This is a genomic window from Planotetraspora phitsanulokensis, assembly GCF_016863295.1.
GTDB lineage: Bacteria > Actinomycetota > Actinomycetes > Streptosporangiales > Streptosporangiaceae > Planotetraspora > Planotetraspora phitsanulokensis.
Window position 1 is genome coordinate 38,283 of sequence record NZ_BOOP01000013.1, and the last position, 15,845, is coordinate 54,127.

General features: G+C 67.0%; 19 protein-coding genes. 7 read left to right on the plus strand and 12 right to left on the minus strand.

Annotated features, from left to right (window positions below):
- Positions 1-377: 377 nt before the first annotated feature.
- Positions 378-686: a DUF7677 family protein gene (locus Pph01_RS15855; RefSeq protein WP_204073853.1), complete on the plus strand. Its 309-nt coding sequence runs from the start codon at positions 378-380 to the stop codon at positions 684-686.
- Between the two features lie 86 nt (positions 687-772).
- Here the strand turns inward: Pph01_RS15855 and Pph01_RS15860 are convergent, their stop codons facing one another.
- On the minus strand, positions 773-1,717 hold the full coding sequence (locus Pph01_RS15860) for a hypothetical protein (protein WP_204073854.1): 945 nt from the start codon (positions 1,715-1,717) through the stop codon (positions 773-775).
- Between the two features lie 75 nt (positions 1,718-1,792).
- On the opposite strand from Pph01_RS15860, the gene Pph01_RS15865 reads away from it, so the two are divergent.
- Entirely contained in the window at positions 1,793-2,350 is a 558-nt protein-coding gene (locus tag Pph01_RS15865; protein WP_204073855.1) for a P-loop nucleotide/nucleoside kinase family protein, read from the plus strand.
- A gap of 244 nt (positions 2,351-2,594) precedes the next feature.
- On the opposite strand, the gene Pph01_RS15870 is transcribed toward Pph01_RS15865, so the two are convergent.
- On the minus strand, positions 2,595-2,843 hold the full coding sequence (locus tag Pph01_RS15870) for a hypothetical protein (protein WP_204073856.1): 249 nt from the start codon (positions 2,841-2,843) through the stop codon (positions 2,595-2,597).
- 179 nt (positions 2,844-3,022) lie between these two features.
- Between Pph01_RS15870 and Pph01_RS15875 the strand changes: the two genes are divergently transcribed.
- Entirely contained in the window at positions 3,023-3,385 is a 363-nt protein-coding gene (locus Pph01_RS15875; RefSeq protein ID WP_204073857.1) for an ester cyclase, read from the plus strand.
- 206 nt (positions 3,386-3,591) lie between these two features.
- On the opposite strand, the gene Pph01_RS15880 is transcribed toward Pph01_RS15875, so the two are convergent.
- Positions 3,592-4,275 carry a TetR/AcrR family transcriptional regulator gene (locus Pph01_RS15880; RefSeq protein ID WP_204073858.1) on the minus strand — a complete coding sequence of 228 codons (684 nt, stop codon included), beginning with the start codon at positions 4,273-4,275 and terminating at the stop codon, positions 3,592-3,594.
- A gap of 60 nt (positions 4,276-4,335) precedes the next feature.
- Between Pph01_RS15880 and Pph01_RS15885 the strand changes: the two genes are divergently transcribed.
- Positions 4,336-5,775: an MFS transporter gene (locus tag Pph01_RS15885; protein ID WP_204073859.1), complete on the plus strand. Its 1,440-nt coding sequence runs from the start codon at positions 4,336-4,338 to the stop codon at positions 5,773-5,775.
- Positions 5,776-5,937: 162 nt separating this feature from the next.
- Here the strand turns inward: Pph01_RS15885 and Pph01_RS43335 are convergent, their stop codons facing one another.
- The 5 genes from Pph01_RS43335 to Pph01_RS15910 form a co-directional block, all read right to left on the minus strand.
- A complete protein-coding gene (locus Pph01_RS43335) occupies positions 5,938-6,558 on the minus strand; it encodes a collagen-like domain-containing protein (RefSeq protein ID WP_275412835.1) in 621 nt (206 codons plus the stop codon).
- A 195-nt stretch (positions 6,559-6,753) separates the two neighbouring features.
- A complete protein-coding gene (locus tag Pph01_RS15895) occupies positions 6,754-7,734 on the minus strand; it encodes an NAD(P)-dependent alcohol dehydrogenase (protein ID WP_204073860.1) in 981 nt (326 codons plus the stop codon).
- Positions 7,731-7,964, minus strand: a complete 234-nt coding sequence (locus Pph01_RS15900) for a helix-turn-helix transcriptional regulator (RefSeq protein ID WP_204073861.1) — start codon at positions 7,962-7,964, stop codon at positions 7,731-7,733. Before Pph01_RS15900 ends, Pph01_RS15895 begins: the two co-directional genes overlap by 4 nt.
- Positions 7,958-8,419 carry a hypothetical protein gene (locus Pph01_RS15905; RefSeq protein WP_239116734.1) on the minus strand — a complete coding sequence of 154 codons (462 nt, stop codon included), beginning with the start codon at positions 8,417-8,419 and terminating at the stop codon, positions 7,958-7,960. The genes Pph01_RS15900 and Pph01_RS15905 overlap by 7 nt, the downstream gene beginning before the upstream one ends.
- A gap of 135 nt (positions 8,420-8,554) precedes the next feature.
- On the minus strand, positions 8,555-8,980 hold the full coding sequence (locus Pph01_RS15910; RefSeq protein WP_204073862.1) for a hypothetical protein: 426 nt from the start codon (positions 8,978-8,980) through the stop codon (positions 8,555-8,557).
- A 186-nt stretch (positions 8,981-9,166) separates the two neighbouring features.
- On the opposite strand from Pph01_RS15910, the gene Pph01_RS15915 reads away from it, so the two are divergent.
- A complete protein-coding gene (locus tag Pph01_RS15915) occupies positions 9,167-9,985 on the plus strand; it encodes a helix-turn-helix transcriptional regulator (RefSeq protein ID WP_204073863.1) in 819 nt (272 codons plus the stop codon).
- A 19-nt stretch (positions 9,986-10,004) separates the two neighbouring features.
- Here the strand turns inward: Pph01_RS15915 and Pph01_RS15920 are convergent, their stop codons facing one another.
- From Pph01_RS15920 to Pph01_RS15930, 3 genes are all read right to left on the minus strand, one after another.
- Positions 10,005-10,589, minus strand: coding sequence for a hypothetical protein (locus Pph01_RS15920; RefSeq protein ID WP_204073864.1), 585 nt, complete (start codon positions 10,587-10,589; stop codon positions 10,005-10,007).
- Between the two features lie 144 nt (positions 10,590-10,733).
- A complete protein-coding gene (locus Pph01_RS15925; RefSeq protein WP_308441899.1) occupies positions 10,734-11,378 on the minus strand; it encodes a TetR/AcrR family transcriptional regulator in 645 nt (214 codons plus the stop codon).
- 126 nt (positions 11,379-11,504) lie between these two features.
- A complete protein-coding gene (locus Pph01_RS15930; RefSeq protein ID WP_204073865.1) occupies positions 11,505-12,179 on the minus strand; it encodes a DUF4352 domain-containing protein in 675 nt (224 codons plus the stop codon).
- Between the two features lie 218 nt (positions 12,180-12,397).
- Between Pph01_RS15930 and Pph01_RS15935 the strand changes: the two genes are divergently transcribed.
- Complete coding sequence (locus Pph01_RS15935) at positions 12,398-13,480, plus strand: hypothetical protein (protein ID WP_204073866.1); 1,083 nt, start codon at positions 12,398-12,400, stop codon at positions 13,478-13,480.
- Positions 13,481-13,813: 333 nt separating this feature from the next.
- On the plus strand, positions 13,814-14,629 hold the full coding sequence (gene erm, locus Pph01_RS15940; protein WP_204073867.1) for a 23S ribosomal RNA methyltransferase Erm: 816 nt from the start codon (positions 13,814-13,816) through the stop codon (positions 14,627-14,629).
- A gap of 120 nt (positions 14,630-14,749) precedes the next feature.
- Here the strand turns inward: erm and Pph01_RS15945 are convergent, their stop codons facing one another.
- A complete protein-coding gene (locus Pph01_RS15945) occupies positions 14,750-15,610 on the minus strand; it encodes a hypothetical protein (RefSeq protein WP_204073868.1) in 861 nt (286 codons plus the stop codon).
- Between the last annotated feature and the right edge of the window lie 235 nt (positions 15,611-15,845).

The window sequence follows — 15,845 nt, forward strand, 5'->3', positions numbered from 1 at the left end:
GCACCCGGTTCGCCGTGCTCGATCTCGTACAGGCACTCTCCGCAGGTCGAAGCATCGCCCTCATTGAAGGCGCCCTCAGGGTGCTCGCGCCAGTCATGGCCACATGCAGGGCAATCGCCATGGAAACGTACGCCACGCTGCCGGCGCCGGAAGATGTTCACCGCGACATGATGCCTCCCATGTGATCCCAGGCCATTACGCGAGAAGAGGTCATCCATGGTCGAGGCACCTTGCATGAGCACTGGGCGTATTCGCTTGCGATAGACGGTCTCGGTGACCACTGTGTTCCGTTGGCCGATGAAGCGGGGAGCAGTCACTACTCGGGAAGCCGGAGTACGGCAGTTCGCCGGTTCTCCAGCGCGTCAGACAATTTGAACATGGCTCAACTTCCTGAAGATGTGCGTGCCAGCTTGCGTTTCTTCGCGTTCTACCTGGCCAACGGCACCTTGGACATGGAGCTGTTGGACGGCATCGACTACAGGCCCGCCCTGATGCAGTTCGGTTCCACGTTGGAGATGGTGTTCACGATCTTCACTAACGTGCTTGAGGTCGATGAGACCGGCCTCGTCATTAACGAGGGTGACGCTCAGCTACGGGCAGCCCAATGGATCCGCCACTACTGCAACCCGTCCTACGTAGTGGACCCGCCATTCCGGCTGTGGGAAACCAAACTGGCCGGCCCCTGAACGATCCGTGTACACCTCGGTCGGTTCGCTTCCCACGCGTCCGAGTTCTGGAGCAAAAGCCGTGATGCGCGGACGGACCGGCCGGTTCAAACGTTGTGCTGGCTGAGCCAGTGCGGATCCGTGTTGTTAGCTTGCCGCCGCCAGGCGTCGATGCCGCCGCGGATCAGCCAGGCACGCGTTGGTGCCCAGGTCCCCTCGATGCTCTTGAGCGCCTCGCCCAGTTGCCGGTTGACCCGAGTGAAAGCGTTGTACGGATGCGCCGTTCCCGCCGCGATCTGGCTTTCCACATGGTCCATGGCCTCGGCGTAGTACTGAAGCGCCCACTTTCGGCTCGCGTCCTTCGCCTGCTCATCCTCCCGCAGTGCGAGAACCAGGGCGGGAGGTTCCTGGTCTTCGGTCAAGGCGGCGACGAAGCGGTCGTGTCCGTCGAGCAAGACGTAGCAGCTCAAACCGCTGATCCACCAAAGCAGGATCGGTGGGAGGGTGCCATCCCGGGCCTGCTTCCGGTACGCCTTGACTCGGGAGCTGTCGACAGGGGACGGCCTACGTAGCGGCACCACGTCCCAGGGACAGGGTGTAGTGAACCAGTTGATGTAGCCGTGGTCGTCGATGAGTAACTGCCAGCGCTCGGACCGATGCACATGACTGAACCGTTCGCCCGCATCATGACGAGTGATGATCCAACGGCCGGTATGAAGCGGTCCCTCGGGGGCCGTGGTCAGATCGGCGGCGAACACGCGCGCCCAACGGGCATGCGTCTCGTCTGGTTCATAAGTAGCAAGAGCGCGTGCGCGATCGGACCGGCATGGAGCAACTGGCGATCTGAACCCGGGGGCTCGTAGGAAGTTCACGCCTCGGTAGTAGTCGGCGACTCGGGCGAACAGCAGAGGACGCTCTCCCTGGCGCAACAACATTCGCCGTCCAGCGGCCACTTCCACTCTCATGGAGGGCCGGGCAGGGGTATCCACGTCGAGCACCAACGAGTCCCACCTACCGGTGCCTTCTGGGCTGACCAGATTGGTGGCATGCATGGGCCGATGGTACAAAGCCGTCGGAGCGACGACGCAAGATCAAGGCGCGGCTGGGGATCGGGTATGTTTCGCGCCGTGGGGATTCCGGAACACAGTGATTCTGCTGCCACTGCTGAAGGTGTGGAGGCCACCGCCGGGTGGTCGGAGAAAGAAGCGCCGAGCGTGGTGATGATGTGCGGGGTCGCCGGTTCGGGCAAGACGACCTATGCGCAGTCGCTGGAGCGGCGTGGTTACGTCCGGCTGTCGATCGATGAAGTGGTCTGGGCGAAGCTCGGGCGCGACGCCGCAGAACTCGATCCGGCGGAGTACGAACACCACAAGGCCGCGGCCGAGGAAATGTTGTGGCACGAACTCGAGGATCTGCTGGAGGCCGGCCGGCCCGTAGTCCTGGACTACAGCTTCTGGCGGCGTGCCACGCGTGACCGGTACAAGGCGCTGATTGAGAGCCATGGTCGCCGGTGGGAACTGGTCTATCTCAAGGCGAGTCCAGAGACGCTGCGCCGGCGACTCGACGTACGCAACACGATGCAGGGGGCCAATGCCGTCACCGTCTCCGAAGAGCTTCTCAACAGATATATGACCGGCTTCGAAGAGCCGGTCGGCGAGGGAGAACGCACGATTTCGCAGAGCTGAGACAGCCATCTTCCAGATCGTCCCTCATTCGTCGTGTGAGGGGCCGTAAACTGGGCCAGGTCGCTGCGGGCAAAGGCGATGCTGGGAAAGCCGCTTCAATCTACGAGATTGTGACCATAGATGGTCTGAGCCGGTTCGAGTCCGGTAGCTCCGCAGCGGCTACGCGCACAGCCCAGGCGCGGTGTCGCACATGCGTCGGAAATGGCCGAAGCACCAGGCTTGTAGGCTGGTCGCAGTTGTTCGGTCACACTCTGTCTACGAACGAGCGCGCCGCATCTTCGCTGAAGCCGGTTTCACCCCGAACGAGGAAAACGGCCTGCTCGTACCGTCCCTGGTTTTTCAGTCCGCGGACCTTGGTCGCAAGATCAGCAGGGCCGTTCGAACCGCCTACCGCGCTGCGCGCTCTCGCGACCTTCACGGCCACGAGAATGATGCAGACCAGCGCACACAAGAAGATCAGGGGGAGAAATGTTCCGACAGGGTTACTGCCCATAGCTTGATCGTATCGTTTCTCAGCGGGCCAGCTCGGCGAGGTCGTGAGCCCTCGTTCTCCGAACGGCGTGACCCGCCTGCCGAGATGGATTTCTGACGTCGCTCGTTCTCTGATCCCCGTACTCCTGCATACGTCTCCAGTTCCGCGTCGCCGCCTACCCCCAAGGGAAGTGAACGCAGTTGCACAGCGAGGCCGTCAAATCGCCCCGTCAAATCGCGCTCCAATACTTCGAAATGTGGAACACGGGCGACTCAGCTGAAGCCGCAGAAATCCTGAGCCCGGATTGGATCGACCACGCTCATCCGGAGGTGACCGGACCCCACGGCGTCCAACAGGCGATCGAGCGGGTCCGCATGGCACAGCCAGACCTCAGGTTCGATATCCATGCCGTCCTCGGCGACGGTGATTTGATAGCCGTCGTCGGGAACCCCACTCGCGGAGCGGATGCCAGTGCAACCGCCCCTCGGCTGATCTGGCTCATGCGCATGCACGATGGCAAGCTCGCGGAGATGTGGACCTACCGTGACACCACGGCCAGCTGAACAGCAGATCGCCCGCCGCCTTACTGATTGACGGGGAAGGTCCGACCCGCAGGTAGCGATCTCGGCTCCTCGCGGACGAGAGGCGCTGGTGGAACCCGCCCACAGTGAAGAGAGCCCCGTCGGCGATCATGCCGCGGGGCTCGCGTGCCATTGGCGTGGCGCGTGATGAAGCGACCGCCGTGATCGCGCCGCTGGCGGTATGCGATTCATGGCTGTCCGCCGCTCCAGAAAGCGAGCCATTCGTCCCATTGGGGGGCCGGCGCGGCATCGCGCGATCGTCCGGACGAGGCCATCACGCGAAGACCCGTAAGCAATGGCTCCAGCAGCCTCGGGGTGTATCTGGCCACTGTGGCCGGATCGCCCGGAAGCGTCCCCCGCAGATGAATGATGATCAGCAGTATGTCGGTGGGCCCGTAGTCCTCCGGGAGTTGCCCGCAGCTTCGGGCCACGTCGACCACGCGCTGCAGAGTGTCGCGCATGCGGTCCGCGGCGGCGAGGACTTCCGGCGGATCGGCGACGCGGCCGCCGAGGATGGAGACGAGGGGTCCGAAGGAGTCGGCCAGATAGCGGTTGAGAAAAGTCGCGAACACGAGCTCCGCCGGGACCTGCTCGATGCACTCCTCCGCGATCTCGCAGATCTGGTCCATCGCCGCGATCCGCAGCGCCTGCGCCAAAGCCTCTTTGCTCGGATAGCGACGGTAGAGGCTGCCGACACCCACTCCCGCACGTTCGGCGATGGCCGACATCGGAGCCGAAAAACCGCGCTCGGCGAAGATCTCTCTTGCGGCGATGAGGACGCAGAGGTCATTGGCCCGGGCTTCGCGGATGCGGCCGGGTGCCGGACGGTCGGGTTCGGCCTGACGCGCGGCAGGAGACGGATTGACACCCATGCGGCGACGCTATCAGAATCAATCGGAACGGAGCTTCCGTTCCGATAGGAGGAGAAACCGATGTCCCACCCGACCGCGGCGACGCCCGAGACGGCCGTCCTCGCACCCGCCCGCGGCGCCCCCGCCGGGGCGAAGAACGGCCGCATGGTGTCAGCCCTGGTCTTCGTCGTGCTCGTGTACGCGCTGATGCAGACGATGCTCGTGCCGGCTCTGCCGGTCCTCGCCTCGGATCTCCACGCGGGGCTCGGCACAAGCGGGTGGGTGCTCACGTCCTACCTGCTCACGGGCTCGGTTCTCGCTCCGATAGCAGGATCCTTCGGAGACCGGCTCGGCCACAGACGAGTGCTGACGGTGGTTCTCGCCGTCTTCGCGGTCGCCACGTTCGCGGCGGCGTTCTCCTCCACCATCGGGGTCCTGATCGCGTGCCGTGCCGTGCAGGGGATCAGCACCGCGACCTTTCCCCTCGCGTTGGCGATCGTTCGCCGCCATTTGACCGGCAAGGAGATGAGCACGGCGATCGGCTGGATCTCCGGAGTGCTCGGGCTGGGTGCGGGCGCCGCGCTCGTCATCGGCGGTGCCATCCTCAAGGTCTCCAGCTGGCACGGGATATTCATCGTCGCAGGAGTGCTGATCGTCGTCAGCCTCACGTTCGTGGCCCTCTGGGTGCCGCAGACTCCCCGGACCGGGCAGGCGAGCCAGACCGACTACGCGGGCGCCGCGCTGCTGACCGTGGCGCTCGCCGCCCTTCTGCTGGGCGTCACCCAGGGCCCCTCCTGGGGCTGGACCGCCGGGCCGACCCTGCTCCTGTTCGGTGGAGCGATCGTCGCCCTCGTCCTTCTCGTCATCGTCGAACGCCGTGTGACGACGCCGCTGGTCGACGTGAGATCACTCACCAGGCCCTCATTGGCCATCGCCAACACGCTCGTCCTGGTGAACGGCTTCGTCTCCTACATCATTTATCTCTGTATGCCGAGCATCCTCGAAGCCGATCCCGGCACCGGTTACGGGTACGGCTACGACGTCCTGCGCACCGGTCTCGTTCTTCTCCCGTCCGCGGTCTGTGTGTTCGTCGGCGGCCGTGCGGCACCGGCTCTCCTCGGATGGGTGGGTCATCGACCGAGCATGGTCGTCGCCATGGCGAGCATGGGTCTCGGCGCACTCGGTCTCACGCTCTGGCCGGCTGCGATGTGGTCGATACTGGCGTCGTTCTGCGTGCTGAGCCTGGGGATCGGCGCGGGCATCTCGGTGATCTACCAGATCATCGCCCGCGTCGTGCCCGTCGACGAGGTCGCCGCGGCCGGTGGACTGAACACGGTGATCCGGTCGGTGGGATCCGCCGCGGGTTCCCCGGTGGCCGGCGCCATCCTGGCCGCAGGAGCCGGCGGCGCCACGACGACCATCGCCCTCGCCAACTACCAGCACGCCTTCGCCCTCGCCACGGTCCTGTCCGTAGCCGCGGCGGGACTCGCATGCGTACTCAGGATGCCCGCGAACCGCTGATGCACGACCGCGGCCGCCGCCCAGCGCACATCCTGTCCGGCGGGTGCTCGCGGCTCGGCCTTTCTTCGGTGCGCTGGACCGGCCACGCCGAAGGGGAGGCGCACCGCAGGGTGCGCATCCCCGGCGGGTCTCGATGTCGCGAGACGATCGACGGCCCGATGGTCAGGCGTTCAGGCACAGGACATAGATGACTCCGGAGATCTGGCCGGCTCCGGGCGTCACGGTCACCGACCAACCCACCGAGACGTCGCCCTCTGTCAGGGGAACACTCGAGCGCACCGCGGCGCCGTCAGGGAGCCTGAACCCTCCGCCGGTCGCGATCCTCCCTGGCACGCACCTCACTTGTCCACCTGCGTTGGTGATCGGTGACTGAATGATCTGGATGTCGGGCGCTCCGGCGGTTCCGGGCGGGCCGGCGGGACCCCGTGCGCCCGTCGCGCCCTGCGGACCTGCCGGCCCGGTGGCTCCCTTCGGGCCTGCCGGTCCGGTCGCGCCCCTCGGTCCGGTGGTCCCCTTCGCGCCGGTGGCGCCCTTCGGCCCGGTGGCTCCACGCGGACCCTGAAGGCCCTTCTGGTTCCATGACGTACGCGTCTCGGTGGCGCGGCATTTGGTACTGGCGGACACGATGCGTGCTGCGCGGGTGGCCTTGTCGACGCAGGCGTAGATCACCGGGGCGGGGGCGGCGGAAGCGGTCGCCATCCCGCCGACGGTGAGCAGCGATCCGGTGAGCGCGCCCACCGCTAAGACGCCGACCGTACGTCCACCGGGCAACTTGAGGATCATGTGGATGTGGCCTCCTGCAGCGATGACGGATCTTGACGCATCTGAGCGTGATCGATATCCGGGATCGCGTCATCGGTGCCAGTACCTGGATCGTCAGGGTGCCGGCCCCCGATCAGCTGGGTGCCGGCACCCAGGAAGCCGGGGTCGTCCAGGCCATACGGGGCCCGCTGGAGTCGCGATGTATCTCGCGGACCATCAGCCGTTCACGGTGATGACGATCTTGCCGGCGGGGTGGCCTTCGGCGAGGTATCTGATGGCGTCGGGGGCTTCGGCGAGGGGGTAGGTGCGGTCGATGACCGGGGTGACGGCGCCGGCTTCGATCAGCCGTCCCAGCTCCTCCAGCTCCTGCGCGCGCTCCTTGGAGGCCAGGCCGCGCAGGTGCTGGCTGGTGAACATCGACACGAAGGGTGCGCGCATCTGGCGGGTGTAGCCGCCGAGCAGTCCGCCGGCGTCGTGACCGCCGCCGGCCAGCACCAGCGTCCCGCGCGGGGTCAGGGCGCGCCGCAGCAGCGACAGCGGCCGGCACCCCGCGGTGTCGATGATCACGTCGTGGCTCGGCCCGTCGCGGTCGACCTCCTCACGGGTGTAGTCGATGACCTCCTCGGCGCCGAGCGACCGCACCAGCTCCACCTTGCCGGTGCCGCACACGCCGGTCACCCTCGCGCCGAACGCCTTGGCGATCTGCACCGCGTACGACCCGATGCCGCCGGCCGCGCCGATGACCATCACCTTCTGCCCCGGCTGGACCCGGCCGCCGTCGCGGACGGATTCCAGCGCGGTCACCCCGGAGATGGGCACCGCGGCGGCCTGCTCGAACGACAGTCCGGACGGCTTGGACGCGAGCCGTTCGCAGGAGGCGGCCGCGTATTCGGCGTAGGTGCCGCTCGGGGTGGTGCCGTACACCTCGTCGCCGGGCTGGAATCGCGTCACGCCGGGGCCGACCGCCGCCACCACCCCGGCCAGCGCGCGGCCTCGCACCGCGACCTTGGGCCGTGTCAGCCCGAACGCGACCCGCGCGCCGTACGGCCGGCCGGTCATGCAGACCCACACGCCCGGGTCCACCCCGGCGGCGTGCACCTGGACCAGCACCTGATCCTTTCGGATCGGCGGCCGGTCGACCTCGCGTAACCGGAGCACGTCGGCCGAGCCGTACACATCCTGAGCGATCGCTTTCATGTCGTCTCCTCCTGTGAGCCGGGATATTGGAACACCTCATCGAGCGGAACCTTGAACACGTGGGCGATCTGGAAGGCGATCTCGAGGGACGGCGAGTACCGGCCCTGTTCGATGGCGATGACGGTCTGCCGGGTCACGCCGATGCGCTCGGCCAGCTCGGCCTGGGTCATCTCGTCGTGCGCGAACCGCAGAGCACGGATGCGGTTGGTCACACGGGTCGGTTTCACCATTGGGGGAGGCTCCCGCGGTACACGATGACCTTGGTGACGTTGCTCAGGACCGCCGACAGCGCGAAGCACAGGTAGACGACGTTGGCGATCCAGAACCGGTCCCATCCGGCCATCGCCATGAGCATCGCCGCGACGGCGCCGATCGTCACGAACGACTGGCCGACGTGATCGCCCAGCCGCCCGATCTCGCGGTCTCGCACGTCCTTGGCAAGTGACGCCTTCGGGTTCACCGCGCCGGCCACGACCTCGGCCACGATCGCGGCGACGATGGCCGCCCCCACGCTCCACAGCAGCGCCGCGGCATAGGGCGCCTCGGCCAGCGGCCGCTCGCCGGCCCGGGACAGCACCACGACGACGTACCCGCCGTACGCGGCGACGGCCACCACCAGCCGGATCCACGCCCGTTTCTCTTCGAGGGTCATGACCTTCTCCGTGATGTACAGAATCTTTGACATCTCGAAAGTAGCTAATCTTTGACCTCATGTCCAGAATCTTTTACATCGCCGTACGGACTCCTGGTGGCGGGACGTTCGGTGATCGATCACGCGGACACGAGCGTGATCGCGGGACGGCCGGGTACGGCGTCGCGGCTACGTGCCGAGGCCCTTGGTCTCCACGTGGCAGGAGTGGACCGAGTCGCCGGACTCGGCCACCGTCTTCCCGTCGACCTTGATCCGGCAGGTGATGGCGCCATCGGCGCCTGCGGCGTCCGCGTACAGCGACAGCGCGTGGACGTCGTCCGCCGCCGGCTCGGTCTTCATGAAAGGGAGGGAGACGGGAGAGTTGTACGAGGTGCCGAATCCGACGCCGAACGAGACGTTCTGGGCCGTCTTCGTCCCGTTCACGCCGACCACCTCGAATGTGACCTCATGGTCGCCGGTCACGGCGCACCCGCCGGTGAGGAGGCAGGCCAGGCCGAGGAGTAGGCCGGCGACGGCCGGCCCGGGGGAGCGGTACGGCGGAGAGTATGCGGAGGTGCGGGCGTACGGCCGGCGGGACGGAGGGTGCTCGGTCATTCGATGCTCCGAAGGGGGCGGCGACCCTGTCGCGGGGGAGGTGGCACTCTCGAACGCGAAGATGATCATACTTCGCCGTTGCCGAAAGAACCGGCAGAGACGGGACATTCCAACGCCTGCCGTAGGTCCTCGCGACACTTCAGTAGTTTGCGGGTGCTTGACCTGCTTCTTCATATTGTGTCCGGTATGAGGAGCCCTCTTGGTGAGTTCCTTCGCGCCCGGCGAGAGGTCACGACCGTCGACCAGGTGGGCCTGCAGCGCGTCGACGACAACAGCCGGACGCCGGGGTTGCGCCGGGACGAGGTGGCGATGCTGGCCGGCGTCAGCACCGACTACTACATGCGGCTCGAGCAGGGGCGGGAACGCCACCCGTCGGACCAGGTGATCGAAGCCCTCGCCCGGGCGCTCCTCCTCGGCTCCGAGGCGACCGAGCATCTCCACCGGCTCGCCCGCGAACGGGTGCCGCTGCGGCGGCCGGTCGACCATCCCGTCCCGGACCTGCTCCGGCTCGTGAAGGCGTGGGACCACGGGCCCGCGTTCATCGTGAACCGCCGGTGGGACGTGCTCGTGCGAAACCCGCTGTCCGTGGCCGTGTGCGGATGGATGGAGCACAGCGACAACCTCCTGCGGCTGATCTTCCTCAACCCCGAGTCGCAGGAGTTCTTCCGGAAGGACTGGGAACAGGAGGCGCGCGCCTACGTGGCACACGTGCGCGCCCTCGCGGGAGGGAACGACGAGGACCCGTTCCTGCGCGAGCTGGTCGACGAGCTCACGCGGTCGAGCGAGGCCTTCCGCCGGATGTGGGCTCGCCACGACGTGTACGCCAGGACGCAGCAGTACGTGCACATGCACCATCGCGACGCCGGCGACCTGGCGATCCGCTTCGAGGGGTTCAACGTCAACAGCGCCCCGGGCCAGATCCTCGTGGTCGGTCAGGCCGAGACCGGCAGCCGGTCCGAGGACGCGCTCATCACACTGAGCCGGTCTTTGGTCGACAGCAGGTGAGTCGGGCGGCCGGGCCGCGCTAGCTCCTCCCGCCGAGTAGTTGGCGGATCTCGGCCTCCTGCTCGCGGATCCGCGCGAGGTCCGCGCCGTAGCCGGCGTCCAACTCGACCAGCGTCTCGTACGCGGAGACGGCCTCGGAGGCGAGCCTGCGCGCCTCGGCGGCGGAGCCCGGCGCGCCCGACAGGGCCAGAGCGGTCGCGAGTCTGCCCTTGGCGTCGGCGGTCATCCCGGCCAGTTTGGCGAGCCGGCCGCGGGGGCTCGTCACGGGGCGGAGGGAATGGGCCAGGCTGAGCAGCCCGTCCATCACCATCGCGTCTCTGCTCACCTCGCCGCCAGTGAGTTCCAGGTAGCTGCTCACGCAGGAGCGGGCTGTGATCACCGCCTCGCTGAAACGGCGACCCTGGATGAGCATTCCCGCGTGGTTGTACAGCTTGCCCGCGAGCTGGGCGAGATGCTGGTCGTTCTCCGGTTCCTCCTGTTGGAGGCCGCGGATGATGTCGAGCGCCTTCTGGTTGCTCTGGAGGGCCTGGTCCACGCGGCCCGCCCGCCAGTAGAGCAGGGCTTCCTGGGCATGATCGTTGGAGGCGTCCTGAAGTCTCTGCAACCGCCGTTCACGTCGTGCTTCAGAGTCGAACAGCCCCACGTCAACACCGCCCGTTGATCCCCGAAAGATCCACTTGGCCCGGACGGTATCACCGTGAATCGGACAGGTCGATAGATCTCTTCATGCCATGGTCCGGACCGGGAGTCAGCGCAGGAGACGGTCGACCAGATCCGTCCAGCCCGCCTCGATGCGTTCCATCGGCATCCCGCGCTGCGTGTGCAAGTGGTTGACGAGCGCCACGTCGAGGTAACCGAGCAGTGCCTCGACCAGCAACTCGATGTCGCCCGTGACCCCGGCGGCCCGCAGCAGGGTCGTCAGGTGCAGGGCATGGACGTCTCTGGGCGGGTGATGGGCATAGCGGCGAGCCGGTTTCTGCTCCGCCGCCAGATACAGGTCGCGGTAGCGGATCTCGTGGCGGATGGCCGCGGTCCCGAAGGCGTGAAGCCGTTCCCTCGGCGGGGCGCCGAGCCCGAGCGGGGGAGGGCCGGCGAGGAACGCCTCCTGGAAGGTCCGCTCCGCGTGATCCAGCAGGGCGAGCATCAGGCCCGCGCGATCGCCGAATCGCCGGTAGACGGTTCCCTTGCCGACCGACGCCGCCGCGGCCACGGCGTCCATGGTGACGTGCTCCGCCCCGTGTCGCGCCACGAGACGGGCGGCGGCGTCGAGCAGGCGGTTCCGATTGCGCGCCGCGTCCGCGCGCTCCTGTGGAGCCTGGCCGGCCAGGGGGAGCGGGAGAGTGGCGGGGCCGTCCGCCGCGATCCCGGCTCGAGAGGGCTGGTCGTCGCTCACGAAGAGATCCTAGTCACGGGAGTTCGACCGGACTTCGCCCTGACGATGAGCGCCCGCGTCGCCCCAGGAGATCGCGTCTCCCGGGGGATGCGGGCGCTCGCCCCCGCCCGGCCGGTCCGGAGCGCGTCAGCTCAGGGTGACCATGGTGCCGCCTGAGAGCGGCGAGTCGTGCAACTCGATCGACGCGGCGTCCGTGCCCTTCGGGACGTCGAACACGACGATGCCCTTCACCGAGTTCCCCGGGTTGATCTCCTCGTACAGCGACTTCGACGCGTCGCCCATGTAGACGGCCGCCTCGGAGTCGGCGGAGAACTCCTTGCCCGTCGCGTCGAACAGCCTCTGCGCCTCACCCGTGAACGCCTGCGACTGCTCCCCGATGTTCTTCACGGTGACGTAGACGAGGAAGAACTGACCTTGCGCCTTCTTCCCCAGGTAGCGGTCGCCGACCCGAGACGCGGTGCCGAGCTTGGTGACCTTGAACGCGAAGTCTCCGTCCCGCACCTGTGCGCCGATCCCCGCGGTCGCGGCGTCGGCCCGATGGGCTTCCTTCGACGCGGCGCCGCCCGCGGGGGTGGGGGAGCCGGAGCCGTTGGACGCGAGAGCGCCGCACGCCGCGAACACGGCGAGGATCCCGGCGACGGCGAGAATCCACGTGAGGCCGCGGCGCTTCTTCTTCGGCGGGGCAAGCGGTGCCTGGAACGTTCCAGCATGACCGTACGGCCCGCTGTAGGGCTGCTGGTACCGCGAATTCTGAGAAGTCTGATCAATGGGATGGGTGGGCCGGCCGTCGTACTGGGTCATCGTTGTGCTCCAGGAGTCGAGAGTGTCCAGCGAGGTGAGGACGCCTTTTTCCGCTGACCGGTTGCCGGGCGTTGCCGAAGCGTTAGCCCACCGCTTCATTTGCGGCACGGCAATTTAAGAAAAATCCCTATTTGCCTTGCCGAATCCCCAGAGCCGGCCCGCCTGGTTTCGCTGAGGGAGATGCCGTCCTGGCCGTAACGGGACCCTCGACGTCGGGCATGCGGAAGGCGGCGGGCGCCATGAAAGGCGCCCGCAAATCTTGGTCAAACTGTTCCGAACAGAGACGCTCCCTGATCGTTCACTCGGCCCAGGCATGTTTCCTTAATTGTCGGCGATGTCGACAGGCCATTCGTTACCGGCAGGACAAATGTCCATTTCTATATAGAGGCGGCCCGATGGGCTCTTTTCCTAGAATTATCGGCGGCATAGGGGCGTTTGTGCTGGCGGGGATCACCCTGGGTGCGGCGCCGTCGCCGGCACAGGCGATGCCCCGTCTGGCGAGGGCCGTGACCGCCGTCCCGTGCGACCCGGACGCGCTCGTCACGGCGATCCGAACAGCCAACGGGGCGGGAGTCGGCACGCTCCTTCTCTCGCCGATCTGTGTCTACAACTACGTCGCAGCGGCCGCCCCAGGCGACGCCCTCCCGATCATCACGGGCGACATCACTCTGGTGGGTGGGCTGAACACGACGATCAGGCGCGACCCGACCACGCCCAACGCCTTCCGTGTCCTGGAGGTGGCATCCGGGGCGACACTCCGTGTCCGAAGGATCTCCATCGTGGGTGGAAGCACGACGAACTTCGGTGGTGGAATCCTCAACGCGGGCACCGTGGTCCTGGACCATACCGTCCTTGCCGGCAACCAGGCATCAAACGGTGGCGCGTTCGCGAATTATGCGGGCGCCAACGCGACGATCTCCCACAGCGTGCTCAACGAGAACTCGGCAGGGAGCGTCGGAGGCGGTGCCATCATCAACTTCGGAACGCTGACGATGTCCAACAGCATTCTGAACAAGAACACTGCACCGATCAACGGCGGCGGACTGAACACCCAGCCGAACGGCGTGTCGCACCTCATCCAGAGCATCGTGGTGAACAACACATCCGGCAGCCTGGGTGGAGGCACGTCCAACCTGGGAACCACCGACCTCGAGGGCCTCGTGGTCACGGGGAACAAGGGATCCGGCGGCGGCGGAATCGCCACCGGCAACGCCGATGTCAGCATCCGGAAATCGATTGTCGATAACAACGTCCCCGATAACTGCAGTCCGTTGAACACCATCCAGGGCTGCGTCGACTAGCCGTCCGGCGGATCCCTGTCCGGGTGCACCACGAACACGGATCCGCCGGACACACCCGAGAGCCGAATGATGTCCCGACCCGTTTCGAGCACGACTGGCCCCGGAGTCGGCCACGCTCTCCGGACGACGCGCCGGGACGCGAATTGAGTTGCGCCGTCCCTGGACGGCATTGCTAGCGTGCCGGACATGTACTGCCCGTTCTTCATCAGGATCCGTCGCTCCTAGCGGCGGGCTGCTTCGCGTTCACCTTCTCAGCTCCGCCGCCTTCGGTGTCCTCGCCGGTGCGGCTCCTCGTGCTGCCCGGCTCCATCCGGGTCCACGCGGAGCGCATCCATGCATCACCCCTACCAAGGCGGACGGCACGAGCTCGGCCAGAATTTCCTGGTCGACCGCTCGGTGATCGCCACCATCGAAGAACTGGTCGCCCTGACGACCGGCCCGATCGTCGAGATCGGCCCCGGCGACGGCGCACTGACGCTGCCGCTGAGCGGCTCGGGCAGGCCGATCACCGCCGTCGAAGTCGACCCCCGGCGTGCGTCGAGGCTCGCGAGCCGGGCCGCCCGGAACGTCACCGTCGTCAACGCGGACGTGCTGCGATACCGGTTCCCCCGGCACCCGCACGTGATCGTCGGAAACGTCCCGTTCCACCTGACGACCGCCATCCTGAGGAGGATCCTGCCCGCGGGTCACTGGCGGGAGGCGGTGCTGCTGGTGCAGTGGGAGGTCGCCCGCAGACGGGCGGGAGTCGGCGGCGCCAGCATGCTGACGGCGGCCTGGTGGCCGTGGTACGAGTTCGGGCTGTGCCGACGGGTGCCGGCCCGTTCCTTCCGCCCGATGCCGTCCGTCGACGGCGGGCTGCTGACGATGACGCGCCGAGCCGTCCCGCTCGTCGGAGAGCGCGGGCGGTATCAGGATTTCGTGCGGCAGGTCTTCACCGGACGTGGCCGAGGGCTCGCCGAGATCCTCGGCAGGGTCACACGTGGCGACCGCACGGCCGTACGCGACTGGATGAAGCGGGAAGAAGTGTCACCGCACCTGCTCCCGAAGGACCTGACCGCCGAGCAGTGGGCCACGCTGTGGAACACGGTCGGCGGCAGTGACGCGCACACCGGAGATGCTCGCGTTCACCGACGGCCTGGGCGGTCGTGAAAAGGGGGAGGGGCCGCCCGCTGACGAGGTGCATGTGGTGCCACCTCGTCGCGCGGACGACCCCTCCTCGACCTTCTGCAGTGCGCCGGGCTGCAGTGCGCCCGGCCCCCGTCCTCGTGCCTAGAGGACGAGCCCGAGGCCGAGACCCAGGCGGAGCCGCAGCGCGAGGGCCAAGTTCACGTTCGCGTTGACGTTGGCGTGGACAGCCGCGTGGGCGTTGACGTTGGCGTTGACGCCGGCCGTCGCCAGCGGCGTGTAGGTCGTGAACGGCCGCGGCCTGACGAACACCGACGTGGTCGGGCGAGGCGTGTACAGCACCGTGGTGGTGGTGTTGGTCGTGGTCGGCAGCGTCGTCACCGTGGTGGTGGTGTTGTTCGTCGCCGGCAGCGTCGTCACCGTGCTGGTGGTCGTGGCCGGCACGCTCTGCGTCTGGGTGACGGTGCCGCCGCCGTTCCCAGGGTCGTCGTTCTGCTGCTGCTGTTGCTGTTGCTGCTGTTGCTGGGCGGCGTTTTGGGTGGCGTTGTTTGTGCTGGCGTTTGAGCTGTCGCCCCCCGTGGCGGTGTTGTTGTTCGTCTGGTTCAACACCGGCGGGTCGGTCGGCCCCGTAACGGAAGACGTGGCCGGGCCCGCGTCCGAGGTCTGGTCCGTGGTCGCGGTCGTGTCCGACGACTGGGACGGCGTCAGTGTGACGTTGATGTCGTGCAGCAGGTGCTGGCGCTCGCGCTGGTTGAGGCTCCCGCGCTGCCGCTGGCGGTCGCGGTTGCGGTTGAAGTTGCGGTTGCGGTTGCGGTGCTCGGAGTCCCAGCTGGTGTCATCGTCATCGTCGTCGGCGACGTGGCGGAGAAGCTGGCTCGGGACGCTGCTGAGCTTGCCGGCGGAGGCGCCGGCCGAAGAGGCGGTGACGGCGCCGAGCACGAGGGCGCCGCTCGTCAGGGTGGCGGTGGTGGCGAGCACCGCGATGAGGCCATGAGCCTTGGGCATGTGGGTTTCTCTCCTAGAAAGGAATACTGCCCTGCATTCGATATTTTTCAGAATCGGCATTGAATGCAATCTCTGAAAACACTGCAGATCGACACTGCGTTGTCTTGTTTCCTGGCCATCCGTGACGCAAACGGTGATCAGCGGCTTTTGCCTTTTGGCTGACATTTCATTGAAGAAGCCACGGGAATCTCGCAGAGAGGCATGTCGAATATCCCTCCTGTCGTATTTTGTGGGC